This window comes from Bacillus sp. GC_Bacil_1 (assembly GCF_026540675.1).
Taxonomy (GTDB): domain Bacteria; phylum Bacillota; class Bacilli; order Bacillales; family Bacillaceae_G; genus Bacillus_A; species Bacillus_A cereus.
The window spans coordinates 280,999-301,038 of the sequence record NZ_JALNUG010000004.1; the positions used below are offsets into that span (position 1 = coordinate 280,999).

Sequence of the window (20,040 nt, forward strand, 5' to 3'; positions counted from 1 at the left end):
CTCATTCCTTATGAATAATGTTTATTATTTATGAAATTTCACACGCTCTTCAAGTGGTTGGAATTCTTTTTCACCTGGTGCAGCTGTTGGATTACCAAATGGCATTTGTGCAATTAGTTTCCAATTAGCAGGGACATTCCATTCTTGTTTTACCTCATCGTCAATTAATGGATTATAATGTTGTAATGATGCCCCTAATCCCTCTGCTTCTAAACCTGTCCACACGACTAATTGGTGCATACCTGATGCTTGGTGTGACCAAATTGGGAAGTTTTCAGCATATGCAGCAAACTTTTCTTGAAGCGATTTAACGATAGCCTCATCTTCAAAGAATAATACTGTTCCATAACCAGCTTTAAAAGAATCCATTTTTTGTTGCGTTCCTGAAAAATCTCCATCTCCAACTACTTTTCTTAATGTTTCAGTGGTAATATCCCATAATTTATCATGAGCTTCACCAAATAATACAACTAATCGTGCAGTTTGAGAATTGAAAGCGGATGGAGTATATTTCACAGCAAACTCCACGATTTCTTTAATTTTTTCATCCGATACTTGTACCTCTTTATTAATCCCATAGTAAGTACGTCTTTCTTTCAGTGCAGTATAGAAATCTTTTGTCATAATTCCGTTCCTCCTAAGTTTTAATATTCTTCAAAATGATACATCTCGAAGATAATATGCGTTTAAATGAGTTCATTTTTGAATCATTGAACTTCCTAGCACCCATTGCCAGTCATTCTAAATCTAAACACACTGCTTCTTTCAGTTTTCCTAAAAAAAGCCTTATAACATCATTCATAAAATCTAATCATCATTCGGTACTATTTTACCCATTCTCTATTCATGTATCCTGCTTGTTTCATATTTACACAAATATGAAATGTATCTACTTTAATCACCAAATTTCACATTAATTTAGAGCATCTTCAATTACAGCAATTTCGCTCACTCGAACAAAACAATGCAATTTAAAGAACATTGCAAAATTAAGTACTACCTGTAAAAGAACCCTCTTAGCCGACTATAAGAAAAAATAATAAAAAGCCAAAAACGAACAATAATATGTTCATTCTTGGCTTTTACTTAACCATCACATTTACTTTTACTATTGCTTCAAATGATTTTTAACTGCCCTTATTACCAATTCGTGATCTTCTTCTGGTGGTAATCCTGAAACTGTTATCATTCCAATAACCCCTACGTTTTTTATTCTGATAGGAAAACATCCACCAAACGCAGCGTATTCTGAAGTATCTAAAAGATATTTTTCATTATAGGAGACCCCAGTTATTTCACTTTGTATCTGCATATAATACGAGCTACGATCATGCAGGGAAACGACTCGTTTTTTACGCTCAATCCATTTCGTATTTTCCTCATTTGTCCCTGTCATCTTGAAATGAAATAATTGCACACCATTTTTCGTTATATCAACAGCAATCAATTTCCCCTCTCGCTTTGCTGTTTCAACGATAAATAAACCTAGTTGCAAGGCATCTTCATTTGTAAAAGAGGAAAATTGAAGTGTTTCCTCCTCTTTTAAAATTTGTTTACTTATTTCATTCAAATTTGAAGTACTCATATCTTTAACCTCCATAATTGTTTTATGCCACACCGACATTTTTTCGAAATTATTAGGCCATATAGTACAACCTTTCAATCAATCTGATTCTAAATAAACTACTGTAACATCTTTGGTAACTAGTAGTACCGTAAAGCTTGTTTTCTTCTTACTGGTGCTATTATGAATGACATTCAAAGTTATAAAAAGTACTATTCTACTTATCCCTATCTTACAGAGACTATTATGAAATATATTTAACATCTTAAAAATGTATGTACTAAAGAATAATATTTTTAATCACTAACTTTTTTGATCAATCGTTATAATCCAATTTCATCAAAATTTTTATCAATTATTATACTATCCAACAATAGGAGGAAACAAAGATGGATGAAAGTATATCCAAAAGCTGAAAGCAGTTGAGTCCCTTGAGAGAATAGTTATAATTCACTACATATAGAAATAGACATACAAAAACGCCATCCTTTCCTATAATTCTAAAGAAAGAATAGCGTATTCTTTTCAAAAATGAGTTCTTTTATTGAAAAACTTTGATTCTATATTATACATAAAAGGGCAACCAATGCTAAAACAGCTGGAAGTCCTTGTTTCACAATAATTGATTTATTAGATGTGAAACCTCCGAAAATAGCTGCTATCACCACACAAATCACGAAAAATAATTGGACCATATAACCAATTGGATTGAGCCCAAGTACAAGTCCCCAAATGAGACCAGCCGCTAAAAATCCATTATATAAACCTTGGTTTGCAAACATAATGGCTACGTTTCGATCTCCTTCTAAATGCTTCGGTAATTTGAAAGCACGTTTCGCTACTTTTGAATCAATAAAAAACATTTCAAGGATCATGATAAACAAATGTTCTAATGCTACGATCCCGACTAAAATAGCTGCGATTATTTCCACACTATTCTGCCCCCTACACTCTCTATTCTTTAATATTCTCTACATTTTTTTGCATCTGTAATAGAACATGAATAAGTATTTTGCGTTCTTCTCCACTGATATTTACGAACATTTCCTTCATAAAATATTCCTTTTCTTTCTTGTTAAAATATTAATTGATATATCAATTATTGATACATCAATTAATATACATCTCTCTTTTTATTTTTGCAAGTTTTTTTGCTCAATTGGTTTTATTTTGTTCCAGCAACTTTAAACCAATTCAAAACATCAGTTCGTATTTCTAGAAATCATAATTACTTTAAGTTCATTCTGACAATCATATTTAACTACATATATAAAAGAATTGAGTTATATCTCCATCAATTTATAAAAATTAATTTTTTCTAAAAACAGATACTTTACGTTTTTTATAGTAATAAAAATCATTTTTTGTTTCAGAGGCAATCCATTTTGTTAGCTTGATGGGCATAGGATAGCACCCAGATGACGAACCAATTATCTTTCAAGAAGACGGCTAGAAAACTGGATTTGGTACAGGAGTTGCCTACTTCCGTGATCCAGATGGTACTAATTTAGAGCTTATTGCTCCAAAAGGTCCATTTAGACGTGATTAATTAAAATATATTAATACTGAAAAACCACCTTTATGAGAGGTGGTTTTTTGTTGCTAATGGTGAAGATTAATATTGAGGTCTGATTGAGACCTATTCCTATTCCTTTTCCACATCTTTCATCATACCATCGAAAGAATAGTCTTATAGCTATTTCAAATATTTCCATTTGCATCTTTAATTACCTTTGTATCTTCACTATTTTCAGCTTCTAATTCTAAAGTCCACTCATGAGCACATTCTGGACAAACAAAAAGATTCCCATCTTCGTAAGTGTATTCTGAATTACATTTTGGACAATTTGGTAAATTAGGCATATTTTTATTTCCTCCACTCGTTTTCGTTTATTCTATTAAATAAATATTATTTTTAATTTCCGTTTTTCGTTTTTCGTTTAAATGTAGGGAAAATATTCTCTTCTTGCTGTTTGATACTTATTTGTTGAATGTATAAAAAAACTACTTGTTCACACCTTGTAAAAAATCTTCTCCAAATTCTCCAAAGCAAACTTTCTTCTTCTCTACTTTTTTAATAAAATGATTAAAAAAGTAGATTAACTCAAACAAACTTTGTATGTGAAGTGAAATTTTTAAAAATCTAATGCATTTTCTTTATTCTTTATTGTATTGATTTCCTAAGATTGCTGAGAAAGCCCTGTACATTCATGAAAAGCAAAATGCTTACACCCTATACATTTTTTTGTATTCAGATGTCCTAAAGCACAATTAATTGCTTCTCCGGTATGATTAAAAAAGTTTTCTTCCCCAATCTCAGCGTACAATCCATTCTTATCTAGATTGGCTTTTAGCTCTGATTGAATTCCAGAAATAAGAAGTACGCCACCTTGTTTTTTGAAGTGCTGAACAATATCCCTAAAGTAAGACTCTCCTGTGGTATCAATAAAAGGAACTTTTCCCATACGTAAAATTAAAACATTAGGTTTATAATGAATAGTCGCTAAAATATTTTGTTCAAATGTTTGAGCAGCCCCAAAAAATAATGGCCCTTCTATTGTATAAATGCTAATTTGTGGGCAATCATGAGCTTTATTTACCACATGTGGTAGCAATTTTTCATTTCTTTTTGTATGATCAGGAAGCACTTTTGATATGACAAGCACATTACTCATACGTTTTGTAAACAAAATAATAGCTAATATAAGACCAATCTCTACAGCTGTTGTTAAACTAGTAAATACAGTAAGTAAAAATGTTACCAATAATACAAGAGAATCTCCCGTCTTCATTTTAAGTATGTGATAAAAATGTTTCTGCTCGCTCATATTCCAAGCTACCACCATTAAAATCGGGGCCATACTAGCAAGTGGAATATGTGAAGCATATGGTGCTAACAGTAGAAGTGTAAATAACACAAATCCTCCGTGAATAACACCCGCCATCGGAGATACAGCTCCACTCTTAATATTAGTTGCTGTACGTGCAATCGCTCCAGTTGCCGGAATTCCGCCAAATAACGGGGTAACAATATTGGCAATCCCCTGACCGATAAGCTCTTTGTTACTGTTGTGTTTACTATTTGTCATACCATCTGCCACGACAGCGGATAAAAGTGATTCAATTCCACCGAGCATCGCAATAACAAATGCAGGACCAATTAACTGCTTTATACGTTCTAATGTGATTTCTGGTATATCAAACTGAGGAAGTGTATTTGGAATCGTACCATATGCTGTACCAATAGTAGGTACATAACCTGAGAAAAATACAGTTGCAATTACAGTTGAAATAACAACACCTACTAATGAACCAGGCACTTTTGGTAAAATCTTTGGTGTTATGAGTATAACAAAAAAGCAAATCAAAGCAGTTATAACACTATAAAAATTGGTAGTATTGATATGAGTGAAGAGTTCCTTCAAATTCGCTAGAAATTCCTCATGCTTTTTTATACCTGTTAAACCTAAAAAACTAGCAATTTGTCCCGTAAAAATAATAACAGCAATACCTGAAGTAAAACCAATTGTTACAGGACGTGGAATAAACTTAATTAAAGAGCCTAGCTTGAAGATTCCCATAAGACATAAAATAATTCCAGCTAACAAACCCGCGAGTAGTAAATTTTCGTATCCATAGGTAATTACAACTCCTAAAAGAATCGGAACAAAAGCACCTGTAGGTCCTCCAATTTGATACTTCGAACCACCAAACAGTGAAATGAGTATTCCAGCAATACAGGTTGTATAAATCCCATACTCTGGCTTAACACCAGAGGCAATAGCAAAAGACATAGCAAGTGGAATCGCAACAACTCCAACAATCATTCCTGAAAGAAGATCCTTTTGAAAATGTGCTAATGAATATCCTTCAAACCTTCCTGTAAATAACTTTCTCATTACAAACCCTTCTTTTCTATTTTTAATAGATCTGGATTACAAATGTATTTCTCGGTCCCTTATACAGAAAATTGTCCTTTTCACAAAAAGAAAAACCATCCTAATATTTACTATATGTTTTACTTAAATGACACTCCAATTCACCTATATCTCCACCTTGTTGTACATAGGATTTCAATCTTTCTGCTAGACGTTCTCCGGCTCGACTATCTAGCTTCTTCGTATCAATAAACGATCTAATCCTTACCTTATCTGGAGTAATATCTCTACGAAACATTTGTCCTGGAATTTCACTCCAAAAACGATTCCATTCATCCAGTAATCCTATTTGATCAAATAAAAAACCTTGAATTCCACATAACCAAGCTGTACAAGCAGTATTTCTTTTTCGACATCCAACTCCATCTTGTAAATGTTGGCATGAAAAACAACAAGAATTTCCACTTTTTATACAAACTTCACAAACGTAATGAGCTCCTAATGAGCGAAATGTTTCAATCCCATGTTGGATGATATCTTCTTTCTTAACCTCAATACTCAACCTATCCCTCCTTAGCCATCATTTCACTTTCTGCTCCATCTAGCTCTTCTAACATTGAAATCGTATCGATTAAATGGTTGTTAAAAATCTTCCGTGCAACCACCAATAAATCCACAATAATAGGGTCTCGTAAAGAATATAAAACTCTTTTTCCATCTTTTCTACCAACAACAATGTTTTTTGAACGTAGTACACTTAATTGCTGAGAAACAGCTGAACCTTCCTTATTTAGAATATCTTGAATTTCGTTTACGCTTTTTTCACCTTCTGACAATAATTCTAAGATACCTATTCGCAAAGGGTGTGCTAAGGCTTTAAAGAAATCTGCTTTAAATTGTTGCATTTCGTTTCCCATTGAAATCCCTCCGTTACTTTTCCTCAATTTTCAAAAGTACCATATACATCTTCAAATGTTTGAATATGTATATGGTACTTTTAAAACCTCGAATTTTCAATACAAATTTTACAATATTAAATAAGCATCAAATAGAGATACTATTCAAATTCAGGTTCAAAATTTATTATCCAAAATAAAAGCGCCTAACATATTAGGGATATATAATACGTTAGGCGCTTGATATTTAAAATTTCTCGATTTAGGTCTTGATAATATTGGATGAGTATATAACCAAAACGCTAGATGACTAATATGAATAAACTTATTTGTAAAATTAATTCATTAGAATATTTTAAGAGCAAGTTTTGAAAAAAACTATTCAAAACTTGCTCCTTCTTTTCTCAGATCCAACTATTTTGATACTAAAACCAACAGTAGTGAATTAGAATAATGACTTAATACTTGCTAAAACTGTAAGTACACCTACAATAATAACAAATACGTTGCTCATTTTCCCTTTGTATTTAGCTAGTACTGGCACTTTTTGAATCGCATACATCGGTAATAGACATAAGATAGCAGCAACTAAAGGACCGCTTAGAGAATCAATAAGTCCAAGAATACTTGGATTTGTATAAGCAACAAACCAGCATGATAATACAACAAAAGTAAGGATTACTGTCTTAATTGTTTTTTCTTCAATATCTTTTCCACGTGATTTACCGAACTTAATAATCATGTCACGCATTACTTCAAATGCTCCGATATAATGGCCAAGGAAAGACTTTGTAATAGCCACAAAAGCAATAATTGGAGCTGCAATAGTGATTACAGGCGAATTAAGCTCATTAGCAAGATATGAAAGAATTGATAAGTTTTGTTCTTTTGCCATTTTTATATCATCTGGAGTCAAGCTCAATGCGCTACTCCAAACGAAGAACATAACAACAGCGAATGTCATGATATAACAAACCTTTTGTATTTGCGCACATTTAGCATCAGTGGCTTCGATTCCATACGTAGCTCTCTGTTTCACAACAAATGATGAAATCATAGGTGAATGATTAAATGAGAATACGATGATTGGTAGAATCATCAATATCGTTCCAAAATAGCCTGTTCCTGTTGAAGCAGTTGAAACAGCTGAAAAACTAAGCATTGACGTATTCCACTGTGGAATTAAAGATATTGCGATAAAAAGTAAAGAAACTATGAAAGGATACACTAACATACTCATTACCTTTACAGTAATATCTTGACCAAAATTTAGTATAGCGATAAGACCAAGAACTAATACAAGTGATAAAATAGCCCTTGGAGGTTCTGGCATGTGCAATTGATGCACGATAAAACTACTTGCAGTATTTGTAAGCGCAACCGAATACATTAGTACGATTGTATAAATTGAACCGAAATATACGATGTTAAAAATGATACTCGCTTTATTTCCGAAATACTCTCTAATTGTACCTGTGATCCCCTCATCAGCAGAATTAGAAGCGTATATCATTTTAGCAAGCGCCCTATGTGAGTAATACATAACTGGATATGCAAGTAATGTAATTAGTAGTAAAGATAATAAACCACCTGAACCTGCATTAATCGGTAAAAAGAGCACCCCTGCTCCAATTGCAGTTCCAAATAGACTGAGTGCCCATGTAGTATCCTGCTTATGCCACTTTTTCGGATCTGCATATTGCTCATTTTTTCGTGCGGTATTTTCAGCTTGAACTTCTATTTTCTTTGCAGTATTCCCGTTCATATAATAACTCCCCCTTGTATCTATTCCTACATCTCTCTTTACACCTAACAAATATTCCCTTTTTGGAAAATGAATTCCTTACAAGTTGCCCCACTTTGTATGTCCTTCATCATAATGAATCCAAATTGAAACATTCGCTAGTTAGCCTCCTAATATAATTGTTAGCGTTCACAAAAAAGTTTACTCGTAATATCCGCTCTTTATATAAAGACCTCTTAAGAGAACAATATAGAATAGACTTCATAAATACGTTGCAACATTTCTAATAACAGTGTATTACTTTAATGGTTTCTCTTTTTTACTTTTAACAGTAATTTTAGCTAAACCGGCCTCTCTTCATTTGCGAGGCATTTCTTTCTCAATTCTATACATTACCTTCATAACTTCGGTAGCACTGATGATACTGCTTACACAAGCCACTGAAGCACATTACATACATTTCGCCTCTAATCACACACCTTTCTTACTAGTAATCGCATTTTTTATATTTTCTCCAGAGATAATAAAATTTCTCTCGACGCCCTCATTATAACGTGTATATTTATAAAATTAATATTTTTATATTTTCAGAAATATTAAAGTGGAATAATTTTATATGGATAATATTTTACAGTTAGCATGTAGCCATTGTTTTTATCGCTTAAAGCTGAATTAGTTAGTAAAAAAATACAATAATACATTGTTTTTCTAGGTTACTCATTATAAAGATACTTATATCCCCTTTATCAAAAAATTTCATTTTAAACATAAAAGATATTCTAATAAATAATTAATGTAGGTAAAAAGAAAAAATTCCAAAATAAAAAAACCAAATTTTAGGATATATATTATTAATATTGAATTCATATACATTTTAAAAAGATACACTGAGTAAAAAAACAAAAAAGCTGCCCCATATGGACAGCTCATTTACATAATTATCGTTATCAGGAATATCTCTATGTTTGTAATGAATCGTTTTTACATCATTTCCTTTTATGCGAAAAGTAATTATGTCCTCTCCATAAGGCGGATTGTGTGCATCCTCAAAAGTTTAAATTTTAAAATCCCTCATTAACTAGCTCTTTTATCGAGTTTAATTTTGAAGAAAGCTCGATAAACCATTCTTCATCCCCTGTTAATAATGCAAGATCTATAAGATAAAGGATTTGTTCCTTATTTATTACCTTTGATTCAGGAAGTTTGTTAACGTGTTTACTAAAGAGTAAAATCGCTTCGTTTATTGTGTACTTGCCGTCACGTTTCACAATACTAACTGTAACTATATCCTCCACATCATCAAGTGACACAATATAACCAACTATTAACTCACCTTCATTTGATATTCCACGAACCCAATCTCCTACTTTTAAAACATGTTTATTATTTGACATCATACCGTTTCACCTTCTTATAAATATTTTTAGTGACGATAAACAACATATAAAAAATAATTTTAACTGTAATATTTTTAATTACATTTAAGTGTTAAAAACTCACGGTTATATAATAATTAAGCCGCTTAACGCTCTTGATTGATAAGGTCAACAACTTCTTTCATTGTATAATTCTTTAAGTATTCACCTAGATGTTCTTCAGCACCTAAGAAAATAGCGAAAAGAACTTTTCGCATGTTCGAACCTACAACACACTGATTGTTTGATTCCGGACATTTCGGCTGCAAAGCACCTTCAGAGGTTATCTGATAAATATGCCAAAGATTCACTTCATCTAAATCGCGGGCGAAAATAAAACCTCCACCAGTTCCCTCTTTTGATTGTATAAACTTGTGCTTTTTTAACAAACTTAGTACTTTACGAATACGTACTGGATGTACACCTGCACTTTCTGAAATGGCATTACTTGTTGACATCCGGTCTGGCTGTAAAGCTAAATAAGTTAAACTGTGAATGGCCAAGGTAAAGTCGCTGTTCATGATTTTCCTCCTACGATTAAAAATATTGTTTCTCCTATATTAACATACTGTAGCCATAAATATTACAGATAGGTTAGAACGTTAAAACATATAGAATACTTCTTGCCATAAAAAATAAATTCTTTTATATTCTATCCGGTCTCACCTATATCCGATAACTTCATTTAGCTTTTTAAGTTGAAAATAAAATTAAACACTCCACTGTTTCTTCACTTGTTCTTCTGCCAGTTGTTTAATTTTTGTCCAAATCGTATCTTTACTCACAATAACATTTGTTTGATAATTTCTATCATTATAATTAACTGTAACACATACTTCAATCATCTTCTGCTTCCTCCTTTCAAAAAACTTTTCCTAAAAATTACCACTTATTAATTGGCCAATTTTTGCAATTCAATGTTCAAAAACGTTCGAACGCTACGTGGTAAAAATTTACGAATTTCTTCCTCATTAAAACCAATCTGCAATCTTTTCTCGTCCAGCATAATTGGGCGACGCAACATTAGTGGATGCTCAATTATTAATGTATAAAATTCATTTAGCGAGAGCTCATCAATATTTATATTTAAGTCCTGAAAAGTTTTGGATCTAGTTGAAATAATTTCAGTAGCCCCCTCTTCAGTTAAACGAAGAATCGATTTAAGCTCATCAACTGTCATAGAATTTGATACGATGTTTTTTTCAATATAATCAATTTGATGCTCTTCAAGCCATGCTTTCGCTTTTCGGCATGAGGCACAGCTTGCTGTTGTATATAGAATTACCATATTTAACTCACTCCTTTAATGTTATGAAACGTACATTTTAAACATCGGTTATTGAAATGTATTAAAAAAAATTACAGTTTAGAATCAAATACAAGCAATATTATTTATTCGAGAATATTTAATTTATCTACATTTTACAGACGATAACAACTCACTTCTAAAAACTATACTGTAATTTTAAACTTTACAGTTCTATAAATCAAATGTTAAGTCTTGGATTCATTCTATTAACGTATAATAGGAGCAGTTGAGACAATACTTGCCTCAACCGATTTTTATATCTCTTTATAATTTTTTGCAGTAATGACTGTTTCAAACTCAAATGTTTCGGGTAGATGATCTGCATAAGAATATTCAAAAGTTCGTCCATCCGTTAAGTAAGCTACTTGTTCAACTCGCATTAGGAAATCCTGATTTGTTAAATTCATAAACTGCTTTTCCCTATCATCTGGGCGAATTCCTTTAACCCTGACAACAGATGTCCCTACTTCAAGACCAAGTTTATTTTGAATATGTGAGTATATCGACTCCTCTAAAACAGAAGCCTCAACACCTGGGATAACCGAAATTGGCATCCATGTATGCTCCATAATCGTCGGAATGCTGTGAATGATGCGGAGGCGAATGATTTTATAGACGAAATCACCGATTGAAACTCCCAATTTCTCAGCAACTACTTCATCAGCCCCAACAATCGCAAACTCGATAATTTGACTTTCTACCTCACTGCCGTATACAGCTTTCGTACCCGTTAAAGTTTGAATCATTCGTGCCTTTTCCTGTTGACGCCAATCTTGCACCACTGTTCCACTTCCGCGCCGGCGGATGATGTAGCCATCTCTAACTAATAGATCCAGCGCTTTCTTAATAGTAAGGGCTGAAACACCAAATTCTTCAGCAAGGACGGGGCTACTCGGAATTTTTTCGTTGATTTTATATTCACCGTCTAAAATTTGCTGTTTAATCTTTTGATAAATGCCGAGGTATTTTACTTGTGTTGATCCGCTTGCCATTTCCATACCTCCTTTATACTGCAAACGCTCTTCTATTCATTCAAATATAAAGCCTCAAGTTTGTAAACTGAAGGTGATGGGGAAGCAAATCCATTTTCTAAGATTTCAATATTCGTTACCGCTTCTTCGTCTTTCACAAGTTTTGGTGCACCATTTATAATTGTTTCATACGCGGCATCATAGAAACGACCGTAATCACCAAGTGGCGTTTTAATTTGTTTTTCAATCCAGTCACCATTTGCATTACGATACTTAGCAACTCCATAGTACATCGGTGAATCTTCACCAAATCCTACACTCTCAGGCATAACACCCGCTTTCAAATCATTTTCCTGCTGATCTTCACCATATTTAATAAATGATCCATTTGTTCCATGAACGATAAAGCGTGGATAATCTTTTGCTACGACATGGTTCGTTTTCAGCTTAATCTTCAACTGATTTCCGTAATGTAAACCAACATCGAAATAGTTATCAACCGCACCTTCCATTTCATTATTACGAATATCGTATGTCACCGTATCTGGACGGCCGAATAGTGAAATCATACGGTCCATCGTATGAATACCTAAACTGTAAAATGAACCTTCTTCTTTTGGAGCTTCATGAGTGATTGAACCAGGACGGAAATAATCAATATGTGATTCAATCTCAATAATATCACCAAGGAACCCTTGTTCAATTACTTGCTTCACAGCTAAAAAATCACCATCAAAACGGCGGTTTTGATAAGGCATAACTACTACACCTTTTTCTCGTCCTAAAGCTAATAATTCTTTCGCATGTTCCACTGTATCGCAAAATGGTTTTTCAACGATAACTGATTTTCCAGCTAGTATAACTTTTTTTGCTAATTCATAATGCGTATGTGCTGGCGTACAGATCGTCACAACTTGAATTTCCTTGTCATTCAACAATTCGTCCAAATCAGTAGTGAAGTAAACACCTTTTTCCTTATATGGAGCCGCTAATTTTTCATTTATTTGACGTACAAAAATCGTTTTTATTTTTATATTATTACGTGTGTTTACATAAGGTAAGTGATAGCGGTTAGCTGACTTTCCAAATCCAATAAAGCCCATTGTTAATGTCATATTTTTCAACTTCCTTGCTCATAAATTTTCGTTTCTACATTTATTATATAGTTTACTTTTTAAAAGTATATAGTTTTAGTTCTTAATTTGTATATAAAATGAAAAAGTAGGGATAGAAACCATTTCGATTTTCATCCCTACTTCTTTACTATATTTGTGTAATACCAGACATTAATTGTTTTAACTCGCACGTTCTCTTTTTATCTTTCTTTAAATGACAAAGGATAACTACTTTCCACTTTCCACCGATAACCTCTAAAGTTGCCTCTACAGGAATATTGTATGTTTTCATATAAAAATCTCCTTTAATAATTTTATAAGACAAATAAGCTAAAATATTTAAATATTACTTTTAAGTATCTATAGCACCTTAAAGTACATACTTTTTATTGTGTTAAACATGTTTCATAATAGCATACGTAAACAGCAGATGAGTAGTACGGCACCAAAAAGTACCTGTATTACTTTTTAGTATCTATATCACTTTAAAGTACGTACTTTTCATTATGTAAAATACATTTCATAATAGCATTTGTAAGAGTTGAGTGAGTCATGCAGTGTTAGAAATTACCTGTTAGTACCTGTACTTTAAAGTGAGTATTTTTATCATACATTTTGTCAGACGATGAAATGACATGTTTTCATTTTCACATCCATTCACAATGAATAAATAATTTTCAAATATATTTTAGGAGGATATCTATAATGAGTAAATTACTAAAAGAAAAAATCGGGTTTGGTACAGCACCACTAGGAAATATGTACCGTAATATCCCAGAGGAAGAAGCACTCGCTACAGTGGATGCTGCTTGGGAGAATGGCGTTCGTTACTTTGATACAGCTCCACTTTATGGATCTGGATTAGCGGAAATCCGTCTTGGTGAAGCACTGTCAAAAAGAAATCGTGATGATTACTTTTTAAGCACCAAAGTAGGTCGAACGATTTCAGATGAACTAGAAGATCCATCTGCACGTGATTTAGGTGAAAAAGGCGGACTTTTCGAATTTGGTCGCAAAAATAAAATGATCAATGACTATAGCGCAGATGCAACACTTCGTTCTATCGAGCAAAGTTTGAAACGTTTAAAAACAGATCGTCTAGACTTTGTTTTCATTCATGATTTAGCACAAGACTTTTATGGTGATGAGTGGATTTCACAATTTGAAACAGCTCGAACAGGAGCATTCCGTGCGCTAACACGTTTACGTGAAGAAGGAGTTATTAAGGGCTGGGGGCTTGGAGTAAACAAAGTAGAATCAATTGAACTTATGCTTGATTTAGAAGAAGCGAAACCAAATATATCCTTACTAGCTGGTCGCTATTCATTATTAGACCACGAACGTGCATTGCAACGAGTAATGCCTGCAGCTGTAAAGCATAATATGGATATTGTTGTTGGTGGCCCATATAGCTCAGGTATTCTTGCTGGAGGCGCTCACTTCGAATATCAAAAAGCATCGCCAGAAATTATTGCAAAGGTTGAGAAAATCAAAGCTCTTGCAGATCGTCACGACATCAGCATCAAAGCTGCTGCATTACAATTTTCACTAGCAAATCCAGCAGTTGCTGCCGTTGTTCCTGGTGCAAGTAAACCGGAACGAATTGTAGAAGACCAAAACGCCTTAAATACAGTAATTCCAGCAGCATTCTGGCAAGAAATGCGCGAACAAAAACTAGTAGCACCTAATGCACCACTACCAATCAACGTAAAATAATAATGAAACTTTAATCAGTGGGAGCATCCCCCACTGATTATTTACCCGTAAATACCGGGATGAAAAGGAGCGTAATGAATATGGCACATACTACTACATCTATGGAAATTTTTTCTTCACCGGAACAAGTATGGCAATTAATCGGAGGTTTCAACTCCCTTCCAGACTGGTTACCTTATATACCTAGCAGTAAATTAACTGAAGGCGGTCGTGTACGTCATCTAGCTAATCCGGATGGGGATACAATTATAGAACGATTAGAAGTATTCAATGATAAAGAGCGCTACTACACGTATTCAATCATGAATGCACCATTCCCAGTCACTAATTATCTATCTACAATCCAGGTGAAAGAAGGTACTGAAAGTAACACATCGTTAGTAGAGTGGTCTGGTACATTCACTCCTGTTGAGGTTAGTGATGAAGAGGCAATAAATCTGTTTCATGGTATATACAGCGATGGACTGAAAGCATTGCAGCAAGCATTTCTAGATTAATTCATGTAATTGATTGAGACGAAAAAGTTAATTAACAGTCAAACATTCGACTTTGTGGTTAAGTTCATTATGAAAGATAAACAAATACAAATTTCATGCCTGCTTGTTATTGACAAGAAATAAAAAATACTACCTCCAAATGGAAGGTAGTATTTTTTTATTAATCAGGAAAAACAATTAATCCCTCTTCTTTTTCCTCCTGTTTTAAATCTTCTTCTGGGAAGGTTACAGTTGAATTTTTATCACCTGTTCTTTTTGTTTCTTCACCTGGAAATACGAAAGTTGAATTTTCTTTTCCTTCATTTTTTTCTACGTTATCTGGAAATACCATAGGATCATTGGTAGTCAAATCACTATGAAATCCAAGGTTAGACAAAATCGCTTTTAAATCTGGTAAAACCCCTATTTTATCAGATGATGGGTTATTAGACTTTGTGCCTGTATTAGGATTACTTAAAATTGCTCTCAATTCTTTTGGTGTATATGCCTTACCTAAATGTTCTTTAGCAATCCCTTGAATCGATACAGCAGCCCCAGCAATTATAGGCGAAGCGCTAGAAGTACCACGGAAATTAGAAGTATAACGATTAATTATGTTCTGATCTGTAACTTTTTGTCCTTTACTATTTTGATTTTGATATGTATCTAATGTATCAACATACTCTCCCCAACCATATACATCAATTCTACTACCATAGTTAGAGAAAGCTAAACGTTTATGAGGAACTCTTGCAGTAGATGCTCCAACTATAATAGCTCCTGAATCTTTAAAGTCTGGACTATTTCTATTTAAAATCTGCTTACCATTACGGTCTTTAAATTCATCTAAATCAATCCCACCATTACCAGCTGCTTCTACAATAATAATGCCTTTATCTGTACCTTTGCGAATTGCGTTAAATATACTCGGGTATACTTCTACTGGTAAAGGGTCATCTCCATATCCATCATATTTAAAGGATTCTTCTATTAATAAAACATCTCCAGCCTGTAAAGAATCTACGGCACTTAAAATAGCATCTCTTACATCGATTCTCCCATTATCTCGGATCACTGAAATTACTTTTACCTTTGCTTTTGGTGCAATCCCAATGTTCCCAATCCCATTGTCAGCTGCAGAAACAACACCTAGAACTGAAGTACCGTGAGAAAGATCATTACTCATTTTTCCAGACATAAATTCAATATTTTGACCGACTAAATCTTCATGATTTAATAACCAACCTTCTTCCAAATCTACAAAAGTTGCTCCCTGGCCATTTCCTCCTTTAATTCCCCAAGCATAAGGAGCATTAATTCCTAAAGGTGCCTCTTCAAGATATCCCTGTCTTGAAAATCTAGGTTCATCATAAGGATTGACTGATAATACAGGCAATCTCGAGCCAGTTGTTGTGTTTATACTCTTATTAGAACGAACTTGTATTTTACTAGAATCGTCATTAGCAGCATATACTGTATTTGTTACAAATGTCGTACCTGCCCCAGCAAAAGTTGTAATTGCAAGTGATGATATCAACATACCTTTAAAATTTTTCATTTTTCCACCTCTAGTTTTCTATTAGAAATAACATATTTCATAATGTGTATGAACCGAAAATCATTTTATCTTATTATAAAAATTAATAGATTTTTATAACTTTTTGATTTACATAAAAACTCCCTTCATTCTTGTAATTCAATGTGTAGATTTCAAAATAACAAACTTACTGTAACTATTATAGTTACACCTTTATTGATTTTCAACTACGAAATATAAATTTTTAAAAATAAATTTATATTACTTTAAAACAGAACTCGCCTTTTAAGCACATAAAGTGAAACTTTAATCAGTGGGGTTTTTGTTCATCCCCCACTGATTATTAGCCCTCACCAATGGGGCGTTTACGGACAGTTAATGCGGGATAAAAACGCAAAATATCTGTCCAAATTACAGCGATCAATAAGTTTATGGACTGCGAAAGAAATACGAAAAAGCAAAGCACTAAGTGCTTTGCTCCTTATAAAATCCCTTTTAACTTTTCACCAATTAACTTCGCTACATACTCATAACCTTCTGGCCCAAAGTGTAACCCATCTTTTTCATCATTTTCTACAAACCTTTTATAATCCCGTTCTTGAATCATTTCAGCATATACATTTAGAAAATAACTTCCTGTTTCCCTCGCCACTTCCTCTACTACGTCTGTATACTGACCGAGCACTTTATTGGTTCTATTGTACTGTCTTTCTTCATCAACTGGTGCAGGACTAATAAGTAGTATTTTATCTGAGGAAACCTGGTTCACAATCTTCTCTAAGTTTTCTTTATATGCTTGTAATGACACTTGAGAAAAAGAAACTGCATCATTCGTACCAAGAAAAACTGTTACGAAATCTGGTTTATATGATATTACATCTTCTTCAATCCTATTTAACGCATCAAATGTATTATCCCCTGGAACACCTGCATTCACTACTTTCCAATTTGGAAACATTGCTTGTAACCTTGACGTTAATCTCGGTGTTCCATCAAAAAACGTCTCATCAGCTGTAATGCTATCGCCAAAACATACTAACGTTTTCATTAGGCTTGCTCCCCTTTTTACGTATGAAATAATTTACCTTCTAATGCTCCAATATATCTTTCAGCAGAACGTTCAACTGCTTCATTTGCATTTTCTTTTACTACTCGATGAAAAGCGTTGTATAAACGATTAAACTGTAATGGCTTCACTCGATTCACCATTTCTTCCACTTTTCTCGCTGGTAATGGAATTAAGTTTGGATAGCTGTACATGAAACTCACCCACCGCTCATCCGCTACAACTTGAATAATATCACCTGTTAACAAAATCCCTTTTCCGTCATTACCTTCTTCCCAATGTAAGACAGATCCACCTTTAAAATGTCCCCCTAAACGATGAATGACTAATCCATCAGCTAATTGTAAAGACTCACCAGACCAATAAATAATACGACTACTCGGACGCATCACCCACTCTTTATCATCTTCATGTATATAAATTGGTACATCAAATGTCTCTGCCCATTCTACTTGCGTTGAATAATAATGAGGATGAGACAATGCAATCGCATCTAATTCGCCAAGCTCTTTTATTTTCGCAATTGTCGTTTCATCTAAATACGTAATACAGTCCCACAGTAAACGATATGACTCTGTTTTCACTACAAATGCCGTTTGACCGATCGCAAATCCTGGTTTTGTCGTAATACTATAAAGTCCATTTTCCTCTTTGATTATTTCATTTTTATATGTATCATCTGTTTGCAAATTTTCTAAAGTCGTCCAAGACTGCCCTTTCGGATTCACATACTGCCTTTCTTCATCACAAATATGACAACTCACCGGTTCTTCTACACTCGCTGCATACTGCACGCCACACGTTGTACAAACGAAATTTTTCATCATAATTTCCCCTATCCCTATATTTTTATTAAGCTGATTTTTGTTGATAATGATCTGCTTTTTTATTTTCAATTAATAAACTTATAAAAGTAAGTAAATAGACAACTGTAACCGATAATGGAATGACAGTAAATCCTTTTTCTGCAAAAAGAATCCCGCAAACTGACGTTACAAATACAGTCCCTACTGACAATAAACCATAACTTTTACTTTCATAAATCCATACGTACGGGATAAAATGAACACCTATTAACATTGCTGCTACAAAAGGTAACCATTCTGGAAATTGAAAATAGGCAAGTAATACAAGTGGAATATTCAACACATTTATCCCACCAATTAATCCAGCCAAAATCCCTAACGGATTTCCTTTCGCAAACATATCAATTTTCAATATAGCAGCTATCATTAAGCCAAAAGGAAACACACAGCCCATACCGATTAAATATACCCACACCACTTGTTTTTCAGAAAGAACAAATCCTGTTATACTCATAACTACCCAAAATAAAACGCCGGCTAATATAATCGGTAAGCCTCTCTTCGTTTTTATTGCTAAATCCTTTTTCGCTTCTGCAACATTCATCTCACCATCTCCCCTAAAAATATTTGTACTATAAAGTCACCTCAACCTCACCCATCCAATAACGCCAAGCTTCTAAATAATCTTCTAAATCTTTCGGGTGGTGCCGTAAACATGTATCTATACGCAAATATAATCCTATGACTATTTCTTCATATAAATCACGGTCATTTTTATGAAATACACATTGTTTCATCGCATAACCAATCGTTTCTTTTGTTAAATCTTCCGGAGTTGAACAGAACGCATAAATTAAATCATATATAGGATCTCCTAACACTGGTAAAGGATCAATTACACCATACAGATCATTCTCTTGAAATATAAAATTATGAAATCCAAGATCACCATGCAATAAAAATGGCTGATTTATTCCAGTCCCCCTACTTGGACTATTTGCTAACTTAAAAACCGTTCTATACTCTTCCTCACTTATGTAACATCTTACATTTTCATGAGCTTCCATCACATTTGTCGTTAAAAATTCACTCCAAGATTGAACCGGATTTTCTTTCCATCCCCAGCCATCAACCTCTGTAGCTACTTCATACTCATTGATAACTTCTTTTACAAGTTTACAAAGAACACTCCGTTTATAGCCTAGTTTGCAAGAAGTTGTGCCCTCAAGGAATGAGTAAACAATATAGCGATTTAAAGATTCCTTATATAAAAGCTTTGGAAATAATTCGTCCTTTTTATAAAACTGAAGAAAATAAGCTTCTTCACGTATGACATCCAATTCATTCAACTTTACAACGTATTGTTCATCTAACAAATATATAGTACTTGCCGTTCCCCCGTTTAATGCTTTTACGCTATTTGGATAATGTGAAATAACTTTTTCCTTAACTAGTTGTGCAGTGATTATTGAAATGTCCATTCTCTCACCCTTTAATTCGGAAGATTCCCTTAATTCAAAAGACAACTTTACTATTATTTGACAAAC

General features: G+C 33.5%; 20 protein-coding genes and 4 pseudogenes. 3 read left to right on the forward strand and 21 right to left on the reverse strand.

The features are described from left to right. Positions 1–24 precede the first annotated feature (24 nt). The 3 genes from OXT04_RS08785 to OXT04_RS08795 all read right to left on the reverse strand — a co-directional run bounded on the left by OXT04_RS08785 (position 25) and on the right by OXT04_RS08795 (position 2,496). A complete protein-coding gene (locus tag OXT04_RS08785) occupies positions 25–624 on the reverse strand; it encodes a nitroreductase family protein (protein WP_000158938.1) in 600 nt (199 codons plus the stop codon). A gap of 484 nt (positions 625–1,108) precedes the next feature. Then, a complete protein-coding gene (locus tag OXT04_RS08790) occupies positions 1,109–1,624 on the reverse strand; it encodes a heme-degrading domain-containing protein (protein WP_139016290.1) in 516 nt (171 codons plus the stop codon). Positions 1,625–2,124: 500 nt separating this feature from the next. Next, a complete protein-coding gene (locus OXT04_RS08795) occupies positions 2,125–2,496 on the reverse strand; it encodes a DUF1304 domain-containing protein (protein WP_000402471.1) in 372 nt (123 codons plus the stop codon). A gap of 482 nt (positions 2,497–2,978) precedes the next feature. Here OXT04_RS08795 and OXT04_RS08800 point away from each other — a divergent pair. Further along, positions 2,979–3,113, forward strand: a pseudogene (locus tag OXT04_RS08800) (VOC family protein); the annotation flags it as partial. Positions 3,114–3,268: 155 nt separating this feature from the next. On the opposite strand, the pseudogene OXT04_RS08805 reads toward OXT04_RS08800, so the two are convergent. The 13 genes and pseudogenes from OXT04_RS08805 to OXT04_RS29900 form a co-directional block, all read right to left on the reverse strand. Beyond that, positions 3,269–3,427: pseudogene (locus tag OXT04_RS08805) on the reverse strand (alkylphosphonate utilization protein); the annotation flags it as partial. A gap of 317 nt (positions 3,428–3,744) precedes the next feature. Further along, positions 3,745–5,463, reverse strand: a complete 1,719-nt coding sequence (locus tag OXT04_RS08810; protein ID WP_267414153.1) for a SulP family inorganic anion transporter — start codon at positions 5,461–5,463, stop codon at positions 3,745–3,747. Positions 5,464–5,563: 100 nt separating this feature from the next. Further along, a complete protein-coding gene (locus tag OXT04_RS08815; protein WP_000021461.1) occupies positions 5,564–6,004 on the reverse strand; it encodes a hypothetical protein in 441 nt (146 codons plus the stop codon). Position 6,005: 1 nt separating this feature from the next. Then, positions 6,006–6,359, reverse strand: coding sequence for an ArsR/SmtB family transcription factor (locus OXT04_RS08820; RefSeq protein ID WP_000526189.1), 354 nt, complete (start codon positions 6,357–6,359; stop codon positions 6,006–6,008). 424 nt (positions 6,360–6,783) lie between these two features. Further along, positions 6,784–8,103, reverse strand: coding sequence for an aromatic amino acid transport family protein (locus tag OXT04_RS08825; RefSeq protein ID WP_001014190.1), 1,320 nt, complete (start codon positions 8,101–8,103; stop codon positions 6,784–6,786). 853 nt (positions 8,104–8,956) lie between these two features. Then, positions 8,957–9,136 (reverse strand): annotated as a pseudogene (locus OXT04_RS08830) (DUF3888 domain-containing protein); the annotation flags it as partial. Between the two features lie 7 nt (positions 9,137–9,143). Further along, entirely contained in the window at positions 9,144–9,479 is a 336-nt protein-coding gene (locus tag OXT04_RS08835) for an IDEAL domain-containing protein (protein WP_098389961.1), read from the reverse strand. Positions 9,480–9,604: 125 nt separating this feature from the next. After that, positions 9,605–10,018 (reverse strand): Rrf2-family transcriptional regulator SaiR, encoded by a 414-nt coding sequence (gene saiR / locus OXT04_RS08840; protein WP_061655182.1) that lies wholly within the window; start codon positions 10,016–10,018, stop codon positions 9,605–9,607. Between the two features lie 189 nt (positions 10,019–10,207). Further along, positions 10,208–10,342 (reverse strand): BA3454 family stress response protein, encoded by a 135-nt coding sequence (locus tag OXT04_RS08845; protein WP_000573532.1) that lies wholly within the window; start codon positions 10,340–10,342, stop codon positions 10,208–10,210. Between the two features lie 47 nt (positions 10,343–10,389). Beyond that, the gene (gene spxA / locus OXT04_RS08850; protein ID WP_000236189.1) at positions 10,390–10,785 is read right to left on the reverse strand and encodes a transcriptional regulator SpxA; all 396 of its coding nucleotides are present in this window, start codon (positions 10,783–10,785) and stop codon (positions 10,390–10,392) included. Between the two features lie 275 nt (positions 10,786–11,060). Further along, the gene (locus OXT04_RS08855) at positions 11,061–11,798 is read right to left on the reverse strand and encodes a GntR family transcriptional regulator (protein ID WP_098389960.1); all 738 of its coding nucleotides are present in this window, start codon (positions 11,796–11,798) and stop codon (positions 11,061–11,063) included. Between the two features lie 32 nt (positions 11,799–11,830). Then, complete coding sequence (locus tag OXT04_RS08860; RefSeq protein WP_267414154.1) at positions 11,831–12,892, reverse strand: oxidoreductase; 1,062 nt, start codon at positions 12,890–12,892, stop codon at positions 11,831–11,833. A 154-nt stretch (positions 12,893–13,046) separates the two neighbouring features. Then, positions 13,047–13,184 (reverse strand): annotated as a pseudogene (locus tag OXT04_RS29900) (winged helix-turn-helix transcriptional regulator); the annotation flags it as partial. A gap of 413 nt (positions 13,185–13,597) precedes the next feature. Between OXT04_RS29900 and OXT04_RS08865 the strand changes: the two are divergent. After that, positions 13,598–14,608 (forward strand): aldo/keto reductase, encoded by a 1,011-nt coding sequence (locus tag OXT04_RS08865; protein WP_025117971.1) that lies wholly within the window; start codon positions 13,598–13,600, stop codon positions 14,606–14,608. Positions 14,609–14,688: 80 nt separating this feature from the next. Continuing rightward, entirely contained in the window at positions 14,689–15,105 is a 417-nt protein-coding gene (locus OXT04_RS08870; RefSeq protein WP_000951538.1) for an SRPBCC family protein, read from the forward strand. A 160-nt stretch (positions 15,106–15,265) separates the two neighbouring features. Here the strand turns inward: OXT04_RS08870 and OXT04_RS08875 are convergent, their stop codons facing one another. The 5 genes from OXT04_RS08875 to OXT04_RS08895 form a co-directional block, all read right to left on the reverse strand. Beyond that, the gene (locus OXT04_RS08875; protein WP_000787682.1) at positions 15,266–16,642 is read right to left on the reverse strand and encodes a S8 family peptidase; all 1,377 of its coding nucleotides are present in this window, start codon (positions 16,640–16,642) and stop codon (positions 15,266–15,268) included. A 460-nt stretch (positions 16,643–17,102) separates the two neighbouring features. Continuing rightward, on the reverse strand, positions 17,103–17,669 hold the full coding sequence (locus OXT04_RS08880; RefSeq protein WP_065229126.1) for an SGNH/GDSL hydrolase family protein: 567 nt from the start codon (positions 17,667–17,669) through the stop codon (positions 17,103–17,105). A 17-nt stretch (positions 17,670–17,686) separates the two neighbouring features. After that, complete coding sequence (locus tag OXT04_RS08885; RefSeq protein WP_080451179.1) at positions 17,687–18,514, reverse strand: MBL fold metallo-hydrolase; 828 nt, start codon at positions 18,512–18,514, stop codon at positions 17,687–17,689. A 25-nt stretch (positions 18,515–18,539) separates the two neighbouring features. After that, positions 18,540–19,097, reverse strand: coding sequence for a DUF7010 family protein (locus OXT04_RS08890; RefSeq protein WP_267414155.1), 558 nt, complete (start codon positions 19,095–19,097; stop codon positions 18,540–18,542). A gap of 28 nt (positions 19,098–19,125) precedes the next feature. Next, positions 19,126–19,974: an aminoglycoside phosphotransferase family protein gene (locus OXT04_RS08895; RefSeq protein ID WP_097997583.1), complete on the reverse strand. Its 849-nt coding sequence runs from the start codon at positions 19,972–19,974 to the stop codon at positions 19,126–19,128. Positions 19,975–20,040: the final 66 nt, after the last annotated feature.

What these genes read in the sequence shown, in the direction of transcription:
- OXT04_RS08785 (WP_000158938.1), bottom strand. Translation starts at nt 624, where the DNA reads ATGACAAAAGATTTCTATACTGCACTGAAAGAAAGACGTACTTACTAT.
- OXT04_RS08790 (WP_139016290.1), bottom strand. Translation starts at nt 1,624, where the DNA reads ATGTCGGTGTGGCATAAAACAATTATGGAGGTTAAAGATATGAGTACT.
- OXT04_RS08810 (WP_267414153.1), bottom strand. Translation starts at nt 5,463, where the DNA reads ATGAGAAAGTTATTTACAGGAAGGTTTGAAGGATATTCATTAGCACAT.
- OXT04_RS08820 (WP_000526189.1), bottom strand. Translation starts at nt 6,359, where the DNA reads ATGGGAAACGAAATGCAACAATTTAAAGCAGATTTCTTTAAAGCCTTA.
- OXT04_RS08825 (WP_001014190.1), bottom strand. Translation starts at nt 8,103, where the DNA reads ATGAACGGGAATACTGCAAAGAAAATAGAAGTTCAAGCTGAAAATACC.
- OXT04_RS08835 (WP_098389961.1), bottom strand. Translation starts at nt 9,479, where the DNA reads ATGATGTCAAATAATAAACATGTTTTAAAAGTAGGAGATTGGGTTCGT.
- saiR (WP_061655182.1), bottom strand. Translation starts at nt 10,018, where the DNA reads ATGAACAGCGACTTTACCTTGGCCATTCACAGTTTAACTTATTTAGCT.
- OXT04_RS08845 (WP_000573532.1), bottom strand. Translation starts at nt 10,342, where the DNA reads ATGATTGAAGTATGTGTTACAGTTAATTATAATGATAGAAATTATCAA.
- spxA (WP_000236189.1), bottom strand. Translation starts at nt 10,785, where the DNA reads ATGGTAATTCTATATACAACAGCAAGCTGTGCCTCATGCCGAAAAGCG.
- OXT04_RS08855 (WP_098389960.1), bottom strand. Translation starts at nt 11,798, where the DNA reads ATGGCAAGCGGATCAACACAAGTAAAATACCTCGGCATTTATCAAAAG.
- OXT04_RS08860 (WP_267414154.1), bottom strand. Translation starts at nt 12,892, where the DNA reads ATGACATTAACAATGGGCTTTATTGGATTTGGAAAGTCAGCTAACCGC.
- OXT04_RS08865 (WP_025117971.1), top strand. Translation starts at nt 13,598, where the DNA reads ATGAGTAAATTACTAAAAGAAAAAATCGGGTTTGGTACAGCACCACTA.
- OXT04_RS08870 (WP_000951538.1), top strand. Translation starts at nt 14,689, where the DNA reads ATGGCACATACTACTACATCTATGGAAATTTTTTCTTCACCGGAACAA.
- OXT04_RS08875 (WP_000787682.1), bottom strand. Translation starts at nt 16,642, where the DNA reads ATGAAAAATTTTAAAGGTATGTTGATATCATCACTTGCAATTACAACT.
- OXT04_RS08880 (WP_065229126.1), bottom strand. Translation starts at nt 17,669, where the DNA reads ATGAAAACGTTAGTATGTTTTGGCGATAGCATTACAGCTGATGAGACG.
- OXT04_RS08885 (WP_080451179.1), bottom strand. Translation starts at nt 18,514, where the DNA reads ATGATGAAAAATTTCGTTTGTACAACGTGTGGCGTGCAGTATGCAGCG.
- OXT04_RS08890 (WP_267414155.1), bottom strand. Translation starts at nt 19,097, where the DNA reads ATGAATGTTGCAGAAGCGAAAAAGGATTTAGCAATAAAAACGAAGAGA.
- OXT04_RS08895 (WP_097997583.1), bottom strand. Translation starts at nt 19,974, where the DNA reads ATGGACATTTCAATAATCACTGCACAACTAGTTAAGGAAAAAGTTATT.